General features: G+C 61.1%; 18 protein-coding genes. 17 read left to right on the top strand and 1 reads right to left on the bottom strand.

The window, feature by feature from the left end:
• Positions 1 to 5 precede the first annotated feature (5 nt).
• Positions 6 to 989, top strand: coding sequence for a S49 family peptidase (locus tag HX792_RS21195; protein ID WP_176997928.1), 984 nt, complete (start codon positions 6 to 8; stop codon positions 987 to 989).
• A 131-nt stretch (positions 990 to 1,120) separates the two neighbouring features.
• On the opposite strand, the gene HX792_RS21190 is transcribed toward HX792_RS21195, so the two are convergent.
• The gene (locus tag HX792_RS21190; RefSeq protein ID WP_176997927.1) at positions 1,121 to 1,699 is read right to left on the bottom strand and encodes a nucleoside triphosphate pyrophosphatase; all 579 of its coding nucleotides are present in this window, start codon (positions 1,697 to 1,699) and stop codon (positions 1,121 to 1,123) included.
• 105 nt (positions 1,700 to 1,804) lie between these two features.
• On the opposite strand from HX792_RS21190, the gene HX792_RS21185 reads away from it, so the two are divergent.
• From HX792_RS21185 to HX792_RS21110, 16 genes are all read left to right on the top strand, one after another.
• Positions 1,805 to 2,335 carry a YceD family protein gene (locus HX792_RS21185; protein WP_010566563.1) on the top strand — a complete coding sequence of 177 codons (531 nt, stop codon included), beginning with the start codon at positions 1,805 to 1,807 and terminating at the stop codon, positions 2,333 to 2,335.
• A 13-nt stretch (positions 2,336 to 2,348) separates the two neighbouring features.
• Positions 2,349 to 2,531: a 50S ribosomal protein L32 gene (gene rpmF, locus HX792_RS21180; RefSeq protein WP_003179396.1), complete on the top strand. Its 183-nt coding sequence runs from the start codon at positions 2,349 to 2,351 to the stop codon at positions 2,529 to 2,531.
• A 4-nt stretch (positions 2,532 to 2,535) separates the two neighbouring features.
• The gene (gene plsX / locus HX792_RS21175) at positions 2,536 to 3,546 is read left to right on the top strand and encodes a phosphate acyltransferase PlsX (RefSeq protein WP_176997926.1); all 1,011 of its coding nucleotides are present in this window, start codon (positions 2,536 to 2,538) and stop codon (positions 3,544 to 3,546) included.
• A 126-nt stretch (positions 3,547 to 3,672) separates the two neighbouring features.
• Positions 3,673 to 4,611: an ACP S-malonyltransferase gene (gene fabD / locus HX792_RS21170; RefSeq protein WP_176997925.1), complete on the top strand. Its 939-nt coding sequence runs from the start codon at positions 3,673 to 3,675 to the stop codon at positions 4,609 to 4,611.
• A 25-nt stretch (positions 4,612 to 4,636) separates the two neighbouring features.
• Entirely contained in the window at positions 4,637 to 5,380 is a 744-nt protein-coding gene (gene fabG, locus HX792_RS21165) for a 3-oxoacyl-ACP reductase FabG (RefSeq protein ID WP_015885432.1), read from the top strand.
• Positions 5,381 to 5,571: 191 nt separating this feature from the next.
• Positions 5,572 to 5,808: an acyl carrier protein gene (gene acpP / locus HX792_RS21160; protein ID WP_003175607.1), complete on the top strand. Its 237-nt coding sequence runs from the start codon at positions 5,572 to 5,574 to the stop codon at positions 5,806 to 5,808.
• Between the two features lie 109 nt (positions 5,809 to 5,917).
• Complete coding sequence (gene fabF / locus HX792_RS21155) at positions 5,918 to 7,162, top strand: beta-ketoacyl-ACP synthase II (protein ID WP_176997924.1); 1,245 nt, start codon at positions 5,918 to 5,920, stop codon at positions 7,160 to 7,162.
• On the top strand, positions 7,162 to 7,977 hold the full coding sequence (gene pabC / locus HX792_RS21150; RefSeq protein WP_176997923.1) for an aminodeoxychorismate lyase: 816 nt from the start codon (positions 7,162 to 7,164) through the stop codon (positions 7,975 to 7,977). Before fabF ends, pabC begins: the two co-directional genes overlap by 1 nt.
• Position 7,978: 1 nt before the next feature.
• A complete protein-coding gene (mltG, locus tag HX792_RS21145) occupies positions 7,979 to 9,124 on the top strand; it encodes an endolytic transglycosylase MltG (protein ID WP_176997922.1) in 1,146 nt (381 codons plus the stop codon).
• Between the two features lie 19 nt (positions 9,125 to 9,143).
• A complete protein-coding gene (tmk, locus tag HX792_RS21140; RefSeq protein WP_095017293.1) occupies positions 9,144 to 9,776 on the top strand; it encodes a dTMP kinase in 633 nt (210 codons plus the stop codon).
• Complete coding sequence (locus HX792_RS21135; protein WP_176997921.1) at positions 9,769 to 10,758, top strand: DNA polymerase III subunit delta'; 990 nt, start codon at positions 9,769 to 9,771, stop codon at positions 10,756 to 10,758. Before tmk ends, HX792_RS21135 begins: the two co-directional genes overlap by 8 nt.
• A gap of 64 nt (positions 10,759 to 10,822) precedes the next feature.
• Positions 10,823 to 11,608: a TatD family hydrolase gene (locus HX792_RS21130; RefSeq protein ID WP_176997920.1), complete on the top strand. Its 786-nt coding sequence runs from the start codon at positions 10,823 to 10,825 to the stop codon at positions 11,606 to 11,608.
• 444 nt (positions 11,609 to 12,052) lie between these two features.
• A complete protein-coding gene (locus tag HX792_RS21125) occupies positions 12,053 to 12,721 on the top strand; it encodes a TetR/AcrR family transcriptional regulator (RefSeq protein WP_176997919.1) in 669 nt (222 codons plus the stop codon).
• 139 nt (positions 12,722 to 12,860) lie between these two features.
• Positions 12,861 to 13,829, top strand: a complete 969-nt coding sequence (locus HX792_RS21120; RefSeq protein WP_176997918.1) for a GTP 3',8-cyclase MoaA — start codon at positions 12,861 to 12,863, stop codon at positions 13,827 to 13,829.
• Positions 13,830 to 14,028: 199 nt separating this feature from the next.
• Positions 14,029 to 14,634, top strand: a complete 606-nt coding sequence (locus tag HX792_RS21115; RefSeq protein WP_176997917.1) for a DUF4823 domain-containing protein — start codon at positions 14,029 to 14,031, stop codon at positions 14,632 to 14,634.
• Positions 14,635 to 14,650: 16 nt separating this feature from the next.
• The gene (locus tag HX792_RS21110) at positions 14,651 to 15,211 is read left to right on the top strand and encodes a DUF1285 domain-containing protein (RefSeq protein ID WP_176997916.1); all 561 of its coding nucleotides are present in this window, start codon (positions 14,651 to 14,653) and stop codon (positions 15,209 to 15,211) included.
• Positions 15,212 to 15,271: the final 60 nt, after the last annotated feature.

Below are 15,271 nucleotides of genomic sequence, written 5' to 3'. Positions count from 1 at the left end.
ATGGCATGAGTGACGAGTGGAAGGCGCCCGAAAAGGCTGAAAGCAGTGATGACAAAAGCTGGAAGCTGCTGGAGAAAACCCTCCTGGCCAGCGTCCAGGAACAGCGTCGTTCGCGGCGTTGGGGGATCTTTTTCAAGTTGCTGACCTTTGTGTACCTGCTGGGAATGCTGGCATTGTTCAGCCCGCTGGTGGACATGGAGAAAAGTGCGACTCGCAGCGCCAATTACACCGCGCTGATCGAAGTGCGGGGCGTGATTGCCGACAAGGAATCCGCCAGTGCCGACAATATTGTCAGCAGCCTGCGTGCCGCGTTCGAAGACTCCAAGGTCAAGGGCGTGATCCTGCGTATCAACAGCCCGGGCGGTAGCCCTGTGCAGTCGGGTTATGTGTATGACGAGATTCGTCGTCTGCGCGCCTTGCACCCGGACATCAAGCTGTATGCCGTGATTTCCGACCTGGGCGCCTCCGGTGCCTATTACATTGCCAGCGCCGCAGACCAGATCTATGCCGACAAGGCCAGCCTGGTGGGCTCCATTGGTGTGACGGCGGCCGGTTACGGGTTTGTCGGCACCATGGAGAAGCTGGGGGTGGAGCGTCGCACCTACACGTCGGGCGAGCACAAGTCGTTTCTTGACCCGTTCCAGCCGCAAAAGGCCGATGAGACCCAGTTCTGGCAGGGCGTGCTCGACACGACCCATCGTCAGTTCATTGCCAGCGTGAAGCAGGGGCGTGGGGATCGTTTGAAGGACAAGGACCATCCGGAGCTGTTCTCCGGGTTGGTGTGGTCGGGCGAACAGGCCTTGCCGCTGGGGCTGATCGATGGCCTGGGCAGTGCCAGCTCGGTGGCGCGGGATGTGATTGGCGAGAAAGAACTGGTGGATTTCACCGTTCAGGAATCGCCGTTTGATCGCTTCTCCAAGAAGCTGGGCGCCAGCGTGGCAGAGAAGCTCGCCTTGTATATGGGCTTCCAGGGACCGACCCTGCGCTGATCTAACAGGCGCACCGATTCAACTGTAGGAGCCGGCTTGCTGGCGATAGCGGTGGTCCAGTCGACATTTATATTGGCTGAACCACCGCCATCGCTGGCAAGCCAGCTCCTACAGTTGTTTTTGGGGTGGGCTTAAGGGATTTGCACGCCTTCGATGAGTAGCATGTCCACTAGGCGGATAAGCGGCAGCCCGATCAGGCTGGTGGCATCTGGCCCCTCCGTGCTCTGGAACAGGCTCACGCCCAACCCCTCGGCCTTGAAACTGCCTGCGCAGTCATACGGCTGCTCGATCCGCAGGTAGCGCTCGATCCGTTCAGCGTCCAGCTCGCGCATGTGCACGGTAAAAGGCACGCAATCCACCTGACAGCGTCCGGTCTCGGTGTTGAGGAGTGCCAGGCCGGTCAGGAAGCTGACCCGCTTGCCGCTCGCGGCCAGTAGCTGATCCCGGGCGTTTTCAAAAGTGTGCGGCTTGCCGATAATGCGGCCTTCCAACGCTGCCACTTGATCGGAGCCGATGATCAGATGGCCTGGATGGCTGGCGGCGAGGGCGCGGGCTTTGTGTTCGGCCAGGCGCTTGACCAGCTCCACGGCAGACTCATTTGCACGATGGCTTTCGTCGATATCCGGCGAGCTGCAGATGAACGGCAGGTGCAGGCGGCTCAGCAATTCCCGGCGATAAACCGAGCTGGATGCGAGTAATAAAGGCAGCATGGGCGTCTCCTCAAGGCAGCCGGGGATTCTAGCGGGGCGACCGGCTGACGCACAGGGCTGAATTTCCTTTGACATGGCCGGGTGCATCCCTATAATGCTGCGCCTATGTTGAATGACCCGATTCCACCTCACGTTGACCCGCGCAAATTGGCTGATCGTGGCACTTCCCTTCAAGGTGAATTGCTGCTGGCCGATTTGGAGAGACTCTGCGACCCGCTTTCCGACACTGTCGGTACGGTGCAGGCCAAATTCGTTTTTGAACGAGATGAACGTAAGTCTGTGGTAATCCACAGCTTTATCGACACCGAAGTCAAAATGGTTTGCCAGCGTTGTCTTGAGCTGGTCACCCTGCCGATCCATAGCGAATGCAGTTATGCTGTGGTGAAGGAGGGTGCGAATACCCAGTCGTTGCCGAAAGGTTATGACGTGCTGGAACTGGGCGAAGATCCTTTGGATCTGCATGCACTGATCGAGGAGGAGCTTCTGCTCGCCTTGCCCATTGTGCCTGCTCATCATCCGGAAGAATGCCAGCAGCCGGCGGGCCTCGATGACGAGCCCGAACCGAGCGAGGACGAGGTAACGCGGTCCAACCCGTTCAGTGTATTGGCGCAGTTAAAGCGTGACCCAAACGTTTAGGAGTTAATCAATTATGGCTGTTCAGCAGAACAAAAAATCCCGCTCCGCCCGTGACATGCGCCGTTCGCACGACGCTCTCGAGGCAAGCACCCTGTCCGTAGAAAAGACCACCGGTGAAGTTCACCTGCGTCACCACGTATCGCCAGAAGGCGTATACCGTGGCCGTAAAGTGATCGACAAGGGCGCTGACGAGTAATCACTTGTCTGCTCTAGTCATCGCGATTGACGCAATGGGCGGGGACTTCGGTCCCCGCAGCATTGTTCAGGCCTGCATTGCCAGCCTGTCTGCAACGCCCTCGCTGCACCTGACCCTCGTCGGTCAACCCTCCCTCCTTGAAGAACTGATTGCCAGCCATCCGGCGGTGGATCGCGCGCGCCTGACGATTACGCCGGCCAGCGAAACCATCGGCATGGATGAAAAGCCGGCGGCGGCCCTGCGTGGCAAGCCCGACTCTTCAATGCGGGTGGCGCTGGAGCTGCTGCGTGATGGCAAGGTGCAAGCCTGTGTCAGCGCCGGCAATACCGGGGCCTTGATGGCACTGTCGCGGCATGTGCTCAAGACACTGCCGGGGATTGATCGCCCGGCCATGGTGGCGGCGATTCCGACGCAAAAGGGCTACTGCCAGTTGCTGGACCTGGGCGCGAATGTCGATTGCAGCGCCGAGCACCTGTTCCAGTTCGCGGTGATGGGCTCGGTGGCCGCCGAGGCGCTGGGTGTTGCCCGGCCTCGTGTGGCCCTGCTGAATATCGGCACCGAGGACATCAAGGGCAATCAGCAGGTCAAGCTGGCCGCCACCTTGCTGCAAGGTGCGCGGGGTTTGAACTACATCGGCTTTGTCGAGGGTGACGGTTTATACCGGGGCGAGGCGGATGTGGTGGTGTGCGACGGGTTCGTCGGCAATATCCTGCTCAAGTCCAGCGAAGGCCTGGCGACGATGATCGCCACGCGCATCGAGGCGCTGTTCAAGCAGAACCTCGCTTCTCGTGTGGTGGGCGCCCTGGCGATGCCCTTGATGCGTCGCTTGCAGGCTGACTTGGCGCCTGCGCGGCACAACGGTGCGAGTTTTCTGGGGCTGCAGGGCATTGTGATAAAAAGCCACGGTTCGGCAGGTGTGGAGGGCTTTCAGAGTGCGATTGCGCGCGCCCTGATCGAGATCCAGGAAAACCTGCCGCAACGCTTGCACGGCCGTCTCGAGGACCTGTTGCCTTAGGCGAATCGGCCCGGGAGTGCTTAAATGTGACCGGCCAGTTCAATTGACCATCCAATCTGTCAGTTTCGTGCGCTCCCACCGTAGGAGTGCGCATTTTTGACGACCAGATCATTAGGGGCTTGTTACATGTCTACATCCCTCGCATTCGTCTTTCCAGGGCAGGGTTCGCAGTCCCTCGGCATGTTGGCCGAGCTGGGCGCGCAGTACCCGCTGATCCTGGACACCTTCAAGGAAGCTTCCGACGCCCTGGGTTACGACCTGTGGGCACTGACCCAGCAGGGGCCGGAAGAGCAACTCAATCAAACCGACAAAACCCAGCCGGCCATCCTGACCGCTTCGGTCGCCCTGTGGCGTCTGTGGCTGGCTGAAGGTGGTGCGCGCCCTGCATTCGTCGCCGGTCACAGCCTGGGCGAATACAGTGCCCTGGTGGCGGCTGGCAGCCTGACCCTCGGTGAGGCGGTCAAGCTGGTCGAGCGTCGCGGTCAACTGATGCAAGAAGCCGTTCCGGCCGGGCAGGGCGGCATGGCCGCTATCCTGGGGCTGGACGACGCTGTCGTGATCGAAGCCTGTGCCGAAGCGGCTCAGGGCGAAGTGGTCAGCGCGGTGAACTTCAACTCCCCTGGCCAGGTGGTGATCGCCGGTGCCAAGGCTGCGGTCGATCGCGCCATCGAAGGCTGCAAGGCCCGTGGTGCCAAGCGCGCATTGCCGTTGCCGGTGAGCGTGCCGTCCCACTGCGAGCTGATGCGCCCGGCAGCCGAGCGCTTTGCCGAGTCCATCGCCGCCATCAACTGGCAGGCGCCGCAGATCCCGCTGGTGCAGAACGTCAGCGCGGCCGTTGCCGCCGACCTCGACACCCTCAAGCGCGACCTGCTGGAGCAGCTCTACAAGCCGGTACGCTGGGTTGAGTCAGTGCAAACCCTGGCCGCTAACGGTGCGACTGAACTGGTTGAGTGCGGCCCGGGCAAAGTCCTGGCCGGCCTGAACAAGCGCTGCGCCGATGGCGTGTCGACTGCCAACCTCAACACCCCGGATGCCTTCGCTGCCGCCCGCGCGGCACTGGCCTGAAACCCCGAACTTAGGAGAAGCCTGCATGAGTCTGCAAGGTAAAGTTGCACTGGTTACCGGCGCAAGCCGTGGCATTGGCCAGGCGATCGCCCTGGAACTGGGCCGTCAGGGTGCCGTTGTGATCGGTACCGCCACTTCCGCCTCGGGCGCCGAGCGTATCGCCGCGACCCTGAAGGAAAACGGCGTGCAAGGCACCGGCCTCGAGTTGAACGTGACCAGCGATGAGTCCGTGGCTGCCGTACTGGCCGAGATCACTGCACAGTTCGGCGCGCCGGCGATTCTGGTGAATAACGCCGGTATCACCCGCGACAACCTGATGATGCGCATGAAAGACGACGAGTGGTACGACGTGGTCGATACCAACTTGAACAGTCTGTTTCGCTTGTCCAAGGGTGTTTTGCGCGGCATGACCAAGGCGCGTTGGGGCCGAATTATCAATATTGGCTCTGTAGTGGGTGCCATGGGCAACGCAGGCCAAGTAAACTACGCAGCCGCCAAGGCAGGTCTGGAAGGTTTCAGCCGTGCACTGGCGCGTGAAGTCGGTTCGCGGTCGATTACGGTCAACTCGGTGGCCCCAGGGTTCATCGACACCGATATGACCCGTGAACTGCCGGAAGCACAGCGTGAAGCCTTGCTGACGCAGATTCCGCTGGGCCGTCTGGGCCAGGCTCAAGAGATCGCGAATGTGGTCACTTTCCTGGCGTCCGACGGTGCGGCATACGTGACTGGGGCTACAATCCCGGTTAACGGCGGGATGTACATGAGTTAAATTGTGACGGATCGCTTCAAAAAAATGTCATACGAGCTGTCTAAAATCCGTTATAAAGCTGCAACTTAATTTATAGGCAGGTGGCCGACCGGGTACAGGGTGAAGCTTTCAGTTGAAAAGCTGAAATGGCTTTCTATACACTTACCCACTGGCCAGCTGCCTGAATTTGTCCATTAGGAGTTAAACAAGGTATGAGCACCATCGAAGAGCGCGTCAAGAAAATCGTCGCCGAGCAACTGGGCGTTAAAGAAGAAGAAGTGGTCAACACTGCTTCCTTCGTAGAAGACCTGGGTGCCGATTCCCTTGACACCGTTGAGCTGGTGATGGCTCTGGAAGAGGAATTCGAGACCGAAATCCCGGACGAAGAAGCTGAAAAAATCACTACTGTTCAAGCTGCTATCGACTACGTTACTAGCCACCAGGCGTAATAGTTTTTAGTCGTCGCTTGCTGTTGGGAAAAACCGCACTGCTGTTACAGCGTGCGGTTTTTTCTTTAGCTCTATAGCAAAGTGTCGTCATTAGAAAAAGGAGAGTGCTGTGTCGCGTAGACGCGTCGTAGTCACCGGTATGGGTATGTTGTCGCCACTGGGTACGGATGTGCCGAGCAGTTGGCAGGGCATTCTGGCTGGCCACAGTGGTATTGGTCTGATCGAACACACGGACCTTTCTGCCTATTCCACCCGTTTTGGCGGCTCGGTAAAGGGTTTCAATGTCGAGGAATATCTCTCGGTCAAGGAATCCCGCAAACTCGACCTGTTCATTCAGTACGGCCTGGCAGCCGGTTTTCAGGCAGTGCGTAACGCTGGCCTGGAAGTCACCGACGCCAACCGTGACCGCATCGGCGTGGCCATGGGTTCGGGTATTGGCGGTCTGACCAATATCGAAGAAACCAGCCGCACGCTGCATGATTCCGGCCCCCGTCGAATTTCGCCGTTCTTCGTACCGGGCTCGATCATCAACATGATTTCCGGTTTCCTGTCGATCCACTTGGGCGCACAGGGACCTAACTACGCCATCGCCACCGCGTGCACCACCGGCACGCACTGCATCGGCATGGCGGCGCGCAACATCGCCTATGACGAAGCCGACGTGATGATCGCCGGTGGCGCCGAGATGGCGGCCTGCGGCCTGGGCATGGGGGGCTTCGGCGCATCCCGTGCGCTGTCGACCCGCAACGACGAACCGACCCGCGCCAGCCGCCCTTGGGACAAAGGCCGTGACGGTTTTGTGTTGTCCGACGGTGCCGGCGCCCTGGTACTCGAAGAGCTGGAGCACGCCAAGGCGCGTGGTGCCACGATCTACGCCGAGCTGATCGGCTTTGGCATGAGCGGTGACGCCTACCACATGACTTCGCCACCGTCCGACGGTGCCGGCGCGGCGCGTTGCATCTCCAACGCCTTGCGCGATGCGAAGGTCAACGCCAACCAGGTTCAGTACATCAACGCCCATGGCACCTCGACCCCAACGGGCGACCTGGCGGAAGCCGAGGCCATCAAGTCGGTGTTCGGTGAGCATGCCTACAAGCTGGCGGTCAGCTCCACCAAGTCCATGACCGGTCACCTGTTGGGTGCGGCGGGCGCGGTCGAGGCGATCTTCAGCGTCATGGCCATCAAGGACCAGGTCGCCCCGCCGACCATCAACCTCGATGAGCCGGACGAAGGCTGCGACCTGAACTTCGTGCCGCACGAAGCCCAGCCGATGCCAATCGACGTGGTGTTGTCCAACTCGTTCGGTTTTGGTGGCACCAACGGTTCCCTGGTGTTCCGCCGGTTCGCCGAGTGATGCAAAGCTGGGTCGACGGTCAGCCAGCGGACAGCGCGCCCCTGAAAGATCGCGGCCTGGCGTATGGCGATGGCCTGTTCGAGACCATCGCCGTCAAGGCCGGGCAGCCTGTGTTGCTCGACCGCCACCTGCATCGTCTTGAAGAGGGATGCAGGCGCCTCGCCTTCACTGCGGATCACGGGTTGATTCGCACTGAAGTGCTGGCCTACGCCGCAGCCCTGGGCAGCGGTGTGCTCAAGCTGATCCTCACCCGTGGCGACAGCCTGCGCGGGTATGGCGTCAACCCTGGCGCACCTGTGCGCCGCATCGTGCAGGGCAGTCCGCCCGCCACCTATTCCCCTGCCCATGGAACCGACGGCATCCGTCTGTTTCCGTGTGCGACTCGCTTGGCCGAGCAGCCTCTGTTGGCCGGTCTCAAGCACCTCAATCGTCTGGAGCAGGTGATCGCCCGCGCCGAATGGCAGGACTCCGAGCATGCCGAAGGCCTGATGCTGGATATGTCCGGTCGCGTCATCGAAGGCGTGTTCAGCAACCTGTTCCTGGTGCGCAACGGCTTGTTACTAACCGCCGATCTGACGCGTTGTGGCGTCGCGGGCGTGATGCGTGCCGAGATTCTGGCCCAGGCGCATGCCCTGGGAGTCCCTGTGGCCGTGGCCGACATCAGCCTGGAGCAGTTGCAGCAGGCGGATGAAGTGTTCATGTGCAACAGCGTTTATGGCATTTGGCCGGTGCGCGAGTGCGCTGCGATGAGCTGGCCGGTTGGGCCGCTCACCCGTAAACTGCAGGGCATTGTTCGCGCGCTATTGGATATTTGAGTTGATACGAAAACTGGTTTTACTGCTGCAGATCGGCCTGGTCTCGGCGGGCTTGCTGCTGGGCTTCTCGGCCTGGAAGCTTGACTCTGCCTTGAAGCAGCCCTTGAACCTGCCCCAGGAACAATTGCTCGACGTGCCGGCAGGGGCGACGCCCACCGGCACCTTCAACCGCCTGGAAGCCGAAGGCGTGCTTGATGACGCCTTCTGGTTGCGCCTGTACTGGCGCTTCAATCTTGACGGCCAGCCACTGCACAGCGGCGAATACCGCATGACCCCCGGCCTCACCGCCCAAGGCCTGATTGGCCTGTGGCAGCGCGGCGAAGTGGTGCAATACAGCCTTACCCTGGTAGAAGGCTGGAACTTCCGCCAAGTGCGTTCGGCCCTGGCCAAGCATGAAAAGATCGTACAGACCCTGTCTGGCCTGACCGACAGCGAAGTGATGGACAAGCTCGGTCACCCCGGCGTGTTCCCCGAAGGGCGATTCTTCCCCGACACTTACCGTTTTGTGCGCGGCATGACCGATGTCGAGTTCCTGAAAAAAGCCTACAACCGCCTCGACGATGTGCTCGCCCAAGAGTGGAGCAAGCGCGCTGCCGATGCGCCGTACACCGACCCTTACCAAGCCCTGATCATGGCTTCCCTGGTCGAGAAAGAAACCGGCGTGCCCGAAGAGCGCGGGCAGATTGCCGGGGTGTTTGTGCGGCGCATGAAGATCGGCATGCTGCTGCAGACCGACCCGACCGTGATCTACGGCCTGGGTGAGCGCTACAACGGCAAGTTGACCCGCGCTCACCTGAAAGAAGCCAACCCCTACAACACCTACATGGTGGCCGGCCTGCCGCCGACACCCATCGCCATGGTCGGTCGCGAGGCGATTCACGCCGCGCTGAACCCGGTGCCGGGCAGCAGCCTGTATTTCGTCGCCCGTGGCGATGGCAGCCATATTTTTTCCGATGACCTGGATGCGCATAATGCCGCCGTGCGCGAGTTCCAGCTCAAGCGTCGTGCCGACTACCGCTCCAGCCCTGCACCGGCGGTGAAGCCTGCGCAAGACGCAACGCCAGCGGCCGATGTGCCTGCGCCAGCGCCGGTTGAACCGTCGGCCGAGCCTGCGCCGGACACTGCTGCGCCGCAAAGCCCGCAATAATTCTGACTAAGGACTGCCTGTGACTGGCTTGTTTATTACCCTGGAAGGCCCCGAAGGCGCTGGCAAAAGCACCAACCGCGATTACCTCGCCGAGCGCTTGCGTGCCGAAGGTATCGAAGTGGTGCTGACCCGCGAGCCCGGCGGCACGCCGCTAGCCGAGCGTATCCGCGAGGTGCTGCTGGCGCCGGGTGAAGAGCAGATGAACCCGGACACCGAACTGCTGTTGGTGTTCGCTGCCCGTGCCCAGCACCTGGCCGAGGTGATTCGCCCAGCCCTGGCGCGTGGTGCCGTGGTGATCTGTGATCGGTTCACCGACTCTACCTATGCCTATCAGGGCGGTGGCCGGGGTCTGTCCCTGGAACGCATCGCCACGCTTGAAACCTTCGTTCAAGGCGACCTGCGCCCGGACCTGACCCTGGTGTTCGACTTGCCGGTTGAAGTCGGCCTGGCCCGCGCCAGCGCCCGGGGTCGCCTGGACCGTTTCGAGCTGGAAGGCCAGGCGTTCTTTGACGCAGTACGCACCGCGTTCCTCAAGCGTGCTGCGGCCGAGCCTGCGCGCTACTACCTGCTGGATGCCGCCCAACCGCTGGCCCAGGTGCAGCACGCCATCGACGCCCTGTTGCCCACACTGCTGGAGCGTGCCCGTGGCTGAAGCCTACCCGTGGCAGGAAGGTCTCTGGCAGCAATTGGCCGGCCGTGCCCAGCACGCCCACGCCTACTTGCTGCATGGCCCCATCGGTATTGGCAAGCGCGACCTGGCCGAGCGCCTCATGGCCAGCCTGCTCTGCCAGAAACCGGTCAATCTGGAAGCCTGCGGCGAGTGTAAGTCGTGCCTGCTGCTCAAGGCCGGCAGCCACCCGGACAACTACCTGCTGGAACCTGAAGAAGCCGACAAGGCCATCAAGGTCGATCAGGTGCGCGATCTCGTCAGCTTCGTGGTGCAAACCGCGCAGATGGGCGGGCGCAAGGTTGTGCTGATCGAACCGGTGGAAGCGATGAACATCAACGCCGCCAACGCCCTGCTCAAGAGTCTGGAAGAGCCGTCCGGCGATACCGTGTTGCTGCTGGTCAGCCACCAATCGAGCCGTCTGCTGCCGACGATCCGCAGCCGTTGCGTGCAGCAGGCGTGCCCGCTGCCCAGCGAGGCCATGAGCTTGCAATGGCTGGCGAAGGCGCTGCCGGACTGTTCCGAAGATGAACGCGTCGAGCTGTTGACCCTGGCCGCAGGTTCGCCGCTGGCTGCCGTGAAGCTTCAGGCCCAAGGTGTGCGTGAACAACGTGCCCTGGTGGTGGACGGCGTCAAGAAGCTGCTCAAGCAGGAACAGTCCGCGACCCAACTGGCCGAAGGCGCCTGGAAGGACATCCCGTTGTTGCTGCTGTTCGACTGGTTTTGCGACTGGTCGAGCCTGATCCTGCGCTACCAGTTGACCCAGGACGAAAGCGGGCTGGGCCTGCCGGACATGCGCAAGGTGGTGCAGTACCTGGCCCAGAAGAGCGCCCAGGACAAGGTGCTGGCCATCCAGGACTGGATCCTCGCCCAGCGCCAGAAAGTCCTGGGCAAGGCCAACCTCAACCGCGTGCTGTTGCTTGAAGCGCTGTTGGTGCAGTGGGTCGGCCTGCTCGGCCGGCGTTAATTTCCGTGGCCGACAGGTGTATCGTCGGTCAGACCTTTTCCGTGAACCAAGTTGTCTTTTTCCTATGCTCGTAGATTCCCATTGCCACCTTGACCGCCTCGACCTTGCCCAGCACGCCGGCTCCCTTGATGCTGCCCTCGAAGCGGCGCGCGGACGTGGAGTAGGGCACTTCCTGTGCATCGGCGTGAGCGCCGAGAACGCCGCCGACGTCAAGGCCCTGGCCGAGCGTTATGCCGATGTGGATTGCTCGGTGGGTATCCACCCGCTGGACCTCAAGCCCGGCGAAGCCCCGGCTCTCGACTGGTTGCTGGGTGAACTCAACCACCCGCGGGTGGTGGCCATTGGTGAAACCGGCCTGGACTACCATTACGAGCCTGAAGCCGCCGAGTTGCAGCAGGCGTCTTTCCGCCTGCACCTGCAAGCCGCCCAGCAGACCGGCAAGCCGGTCATCGTGCATACCCGTGGCGCTCGCGCCGACACCCTCGCGTTGCTGCGCGAAGCCGCGTTGCCCCAGGCCGGCGTGCTGCATTGCTTCACCGAGGATTGGGACATGGCCAAGGCGGCCCTGGACCTGGGGTTCTACATTTCGCTGTCCGGTATCGTCACCTTCCGCAATGCCGATGCCCTGCGCGACGTGGCCCGCCAAGTGCCGGCCGACCGCCTGCTGGTCGAAACCGATTCGCCGTACCTCGCTCCGATCCCCCATCGCGGCAAACCGAACCTGCCGGAATACGTACGTGACGTGGCGGATTACCTGGCAATGCTGCGGGGTGAGTCCTATGAGCGCTTCGCCGAACAGACCACCGAGAACTTCAAACGCCTATTCCCGCTGGCGCATGTTGCCGGCTGACGAGGCCAAATCGCAGGCAAAAAAAACCCGGGTTCTGGGGGGTGAATCCGGGCTAAGACCATTAGGAGTAAAACAAGGGCACACAGTCCGTCGGTACCCAGGTCGACGCGTCACTTGGGGGAGATGCCACGTCGACAATTGAAGTATTGATCAGTATCCCATTCAGTCCAGTCGCATCTGATCGTTTTTTAAACAGATTTGGAATACGCGCGCTTCGCTTGAGTTCTCATTGAGCCAGTGCACAGGTGTATGTATTGCGTATTATTTCTGACTGATAGCGATGAATTCGTTGGCACATTGAAAGTTAAGTGCATTGCGGGTTCACATAGACATTGCCCAACGACTGTTCAGTCGGGATAATCCCTCGCACTGGGTAAATCGTATCGCCACGTATCCGTGGCCCTGCGCAACCCTCCCACATTGACCTCTGCAGACTTCTCCCTCATGCAAAAAGAACCCCGTAAGGTCCGTGAGTTTCGCCGCCGTGAGCAGGAAATTCTCGACACAGCACTCAAGCTGTTCCTCGAACAAGGTGAAGACAGCGTCACCGTCGAGATGATTGCGGATGCCGTGGGTATCGGCAAAGGCACGATCTACAAGCACTTCAAATCCAAGGCCGAGATTTACCTGCGCCTGATGCTCGACTACGAGCGCGATTTGAACGAGCTGTTGCATTCGGCCGACGTCGACAAGGACAAGGAGGCGCTGTCCCGGGCCTACTTCGAGTTCCGCATGCGCGACCCGCAGCGCTACCGCCTGTTCGACCGCCTGGAAGAGAAGGTGGTCAAGGGCCACCAGGTGCCGGAGATGGTCGAGGAGTTGCACAAGATCCGTGCCTCGAACTTCGAACGCCTGACCCTGCTGATCAAGGGCCGCATCACCGAAGGCAAGCTTGAAGACGTGCCGCCGTATTTCCACTACTGCGCGGCATGGGCGCTGGTGCATGGCGCGGTGGCGCTGTACCACTCGCCGTTCTGGAGCAATGTGCTGGAAGATCAGGAAGGTTTCTTCCAGTTCCTGATGGACATTGGTGTGCGCATGGGCAACAAGCGCAAGCACAGCGCTGACCTGCCAAGTCCCGATTCCAAGGGCGGGGAAACCCCTGCTGTATAAGTCATTCGCCACAGTGATGGCCCAATGATTTACTGCCAGGCGCAGTGTCCCAGGAATATACTCAGGCAAGGATCTTGCTAAAAGCTGATTTATGAGTCAGCTTTTAGCACGCCCCCATCATCCTCTGCCGGAGTGATCCATGATCGTTGATCGTCAAGGCAGGCGTTTTCGCAATTTGCGAATCAGCCTGACCTCAGCCTGCAATTACGCGTGTACCTACTGCGTGCCTAATGGCAAGCGGCTGGTGGCTGCCCAGGACGAACTCTCGGCCGAGGCCATGGCCCGTGGCGTGGCTTACCTGATCGAAGCGGCGGGCATCGACCGCCTGCGCATCACCGGGGGCGAGCCACTGGTCAGCCCCAAGCTGGAAGCCTTCATGGGCGCGGTGGGGCAGATGGGGCTCAGTGATATCAGCTTGACCACCAATGGCCAGCTCCTGGCGCGCAAGTTGCCGCTGCTGGTGGAGGCGGGTATCCGGCGCATCAACGTTTCCCTCGACACACTGGACGCCGACGCCTTCCGCAGCATCGCCCGTGGCGGCGACCTTGCCACTGTGCTCGACGGCATGGACCAGGCCCGCGCCGCCGGCCTCAAGATTAAAGTGAACATGGTGCCGTTGCGTGGGCAGAACCTGGACCAGGTCATGCCGCTGCTCGACTACTGCCTGGAACGCGGCTACGAGTTGCGCTTCATCGAGCTGATGCGCATGGGCCACTTGGCCAAGGACTCCAACGCGTTCCTGCAGCAGTTTGTCAGCCTGCAGCAATTGCTCAGCCTGATCGGCGAACACCACGAATACCTGCAAGCCAACGCCCCGGTGGACGCCACCGCCGTGCGTTACGAAGTCCCAGGCAAAGGCTTCTTCGGCGTGATCGCTAATGAAAGTGTGCCGTTTTGCCGGACCTGTTCGCGGCTGCGGCTGTCCTCCACCGGCTGGCTGCATGGCTGCCTGTCGTCGAGTAACCGTCACTACATCGGCGACTTGCTGGACAAGCCCCGCCACCAGGCGCTTCCCGCGCTGCAAGGTTTGTTGATGAAGGCCCTGGGCGACAAGCAGGAAGTCGCCTTCTCTGGCGGTGCCACCATCATGAAGATCATCGGCGGCTGACCCCATCCCCTGTAGGCGCGGGCTTGTGTGGGAGCTGGCTTGCCTGCGATGCAAGCACCTCGGTGGATCAGTCACACCGAGTTGATGCAATCGCTGGCAAGCCAGCTCCTACAGATATTCAGCATTGCGATGAATGGCCTGGATTCTGCATCTCACGCCCATTCGCCGGTTTTCCGTCACCGGCTTCTGGAGGATTAGGATGCGTAGTCTGGTGTTGTTGCTGGCGTCGATGACGCTGAGTGGTTGCATGACCGTCAGCGATATGGCCGAAGGCACCCGTTATCAGATGAGTGACGCTGGGCTGCTGGACCACAGTGATACACGCCGCAGCGCCTCGATTCGCGTGCAGCCCGACTCATTCATCTTTATCGCCCAAGGTGCCTTTGTGCCGCCGGGCAGCGCCTACCCACGTCCCAACGTGGTGGCCGAAGAAGCCTTCAACGGTTTCGTCGAGTACTTCCCCATGGTGCGTCGCGCCCGCCAGACCGAAGGCCTTGAACAGGCAATGTCCGAAGCCCGTGCAGCCGGCGCGCACTACCTGCTGTACTGCCGCTTTGCGGCAGCCGATGACCGCATCGGCAATGCCGACGAGTGGACCGACCAGCAAGCCCTGGACCGCGTTGGCCTGGACAGTGGCGTGATTCAGGTCATGCTGATTGAGACCAGCACCCAGTATTTGATTGATACTGTGCGCATTCGCAGCCGTGGCGGTTTACTGACGTTCCACGACAACAAGCCTCAAGACCTGATCGCCCGCCCGCTGGCGCAGTACGCGCGCAGCCTGCTGGGGATGAGCGACCAGTAACTCAAAGGAGACCCGCATGACCGATTCCGCCAAGGCCAACGACCTGTTGGCCCAACTGCCCAAGGGCAAGGGACCGGCGCCGGTGCACCTGTGGAACCCGGATTTCTGCGGCAACATCGACATGCGCATCGCCCGCGACGGCACCTGGTTCTACCAGGGCACGCCAATCGGGCGTAAACCGATGGTCAAGTTGTTCTCCAACATCATTCGCCGCGACGGCGATGAGTATTTCCTGGTGACCCCGGTGGAAAAGGTCGGCATCACCGTCGATGATGCGCCGTTTGTCGCGGTCACGCTGGAAGTGGAAGGGCAGGGCGAAAGCCAAGTGCTGCGCTTTACCACCAACGTCGACGATCAGATCGAGGCGGGCCTTGAGCACCCGCTGCGGGTGGTGATCGACCCTGTCACCCAGGAACCTGCGCCTTACCTGCGGGTGCGCACCAACCTCGAAGCCCTCGTGCACCGCAACGCGTTCTACCAATTGGTGGAGCTGGCGGTGAGCCGTCCGATCAACGGTCAGAACTGGCTGGGCGTCTGGAGCGGCGGGGAATTTTTCCCCATTGGCCTGGAGCCCTGAGGCGGTTTTTTTCATCTCTCTGAAATAATTCGCTTGCTGCCATCGGGCGCTTTCGGTTAT

Source organism: Pseudomonas sp. B6002 (assembly GCF_013385985.1).
Lineage (GTDB): Bacteria > Pseudomonadota > Gammaproteobacteria > Pseudomonadales > Pseudomonadaceae > Aquipseudomonas.
The sequence above is the reverse complement of the archived record's forward strand: the minus strand, read 5'-3'. Positions and strand labels throughout refer to the sequence as shown.

Excerpts from the sequence above, each read along its gene's own strand:
- HX792_RS21185 (WP_010566563.1), top strand. The coding sequence starts at position 1,805 with ATGTTGAATGACCCGATTCCACCTCACGTTGACCCGCGCAAATTGGCT.
- HX792_RS21110 (WP_176997916.1), top strand. The coding sequence starts at position 14,651 with ATGACCGATTCCGCCAAGGCCAACGACCTGTTGGCCCAACTGCCCAAG.
- HX792_RS21190 (WP_176997927.1), bottom strand. The coding sequence starts at position 1,699 with ATGCTGCCTTTATTACTCGCATCCAGCTCGGTTTATCGCCGGGAATTG.
- HX792_RS21120 (WP_176997918.1), top strand. The coding sequence starts at position 12,861 with ATGATCGTTGATCGTCAAGGCAGGCGTTTTCGCAATTTGCGAATCAGC.
- fabD (WP_176997925.1), top strand. The coding sequence starts at position 3,673 with ATGTCTACATCCCTCGCATTCGTCTTTCCAGGGCAGGGTTCGCAGTCC.
- rpmF (WP_003179396.1), top strand. The coding sequence starts at position 2,349 with ATGGCTGTTCAGCAGAACAAAAAATCCCGCTCCGCCCGTGACATGCGC.
- HX792_RS21130 (WP_176997920.1), top strand. The coding sequence starts at position 10,823 with ATGCTCGTAGATTCCCATTGCCACCTTGACCGCCTCGACCTTGCCCAG.
- HX792_RS21125 (WP_176997919.1), top strand. The coding sequence starts at position 12,053 with ATGCAAAAAGAACCCCGTAAGGTCCGTGAGTTTCGCCGCCGTGAGCAG.
- HX792_RS21115 (WP_176997917.1), top strand. The coding sequence starts at position 14,029 with ATGCGTAGTCTGGTGTTGTTGCTGGCGTCGATGACGCTGAGTGGTTGC.
- pabC (WP_176997923.1), top strand. The coding sequence starts at position 7,162 with ATGCAAAGCTGGGTCGACGGTCAGCCAGCGGACAGCGCGCCCCTGAAA.
- fabG (WP_015885432.1), top strand. The coding sequence starts at position 4,637 with ATGAGTCTGCAAGGTAAAGTTGCACTGGTTACCGGCGCAAGCCGTGGC.
- acpP (WP_003175607.1), top strand. The coding sequence starts at position 5,572 with ATGAGCACCATCGAAGAGCGCGTCAAGAAAATCGTCGCCGAGCAACTG.
- HX792_RS21195 (WP_176997928.1), top strand. The coding sequence starts at position 6 with ATGAGTGACGAGTGGAAGGCGCCCGAAAAGGCTGAAAGCAGTGATGAC.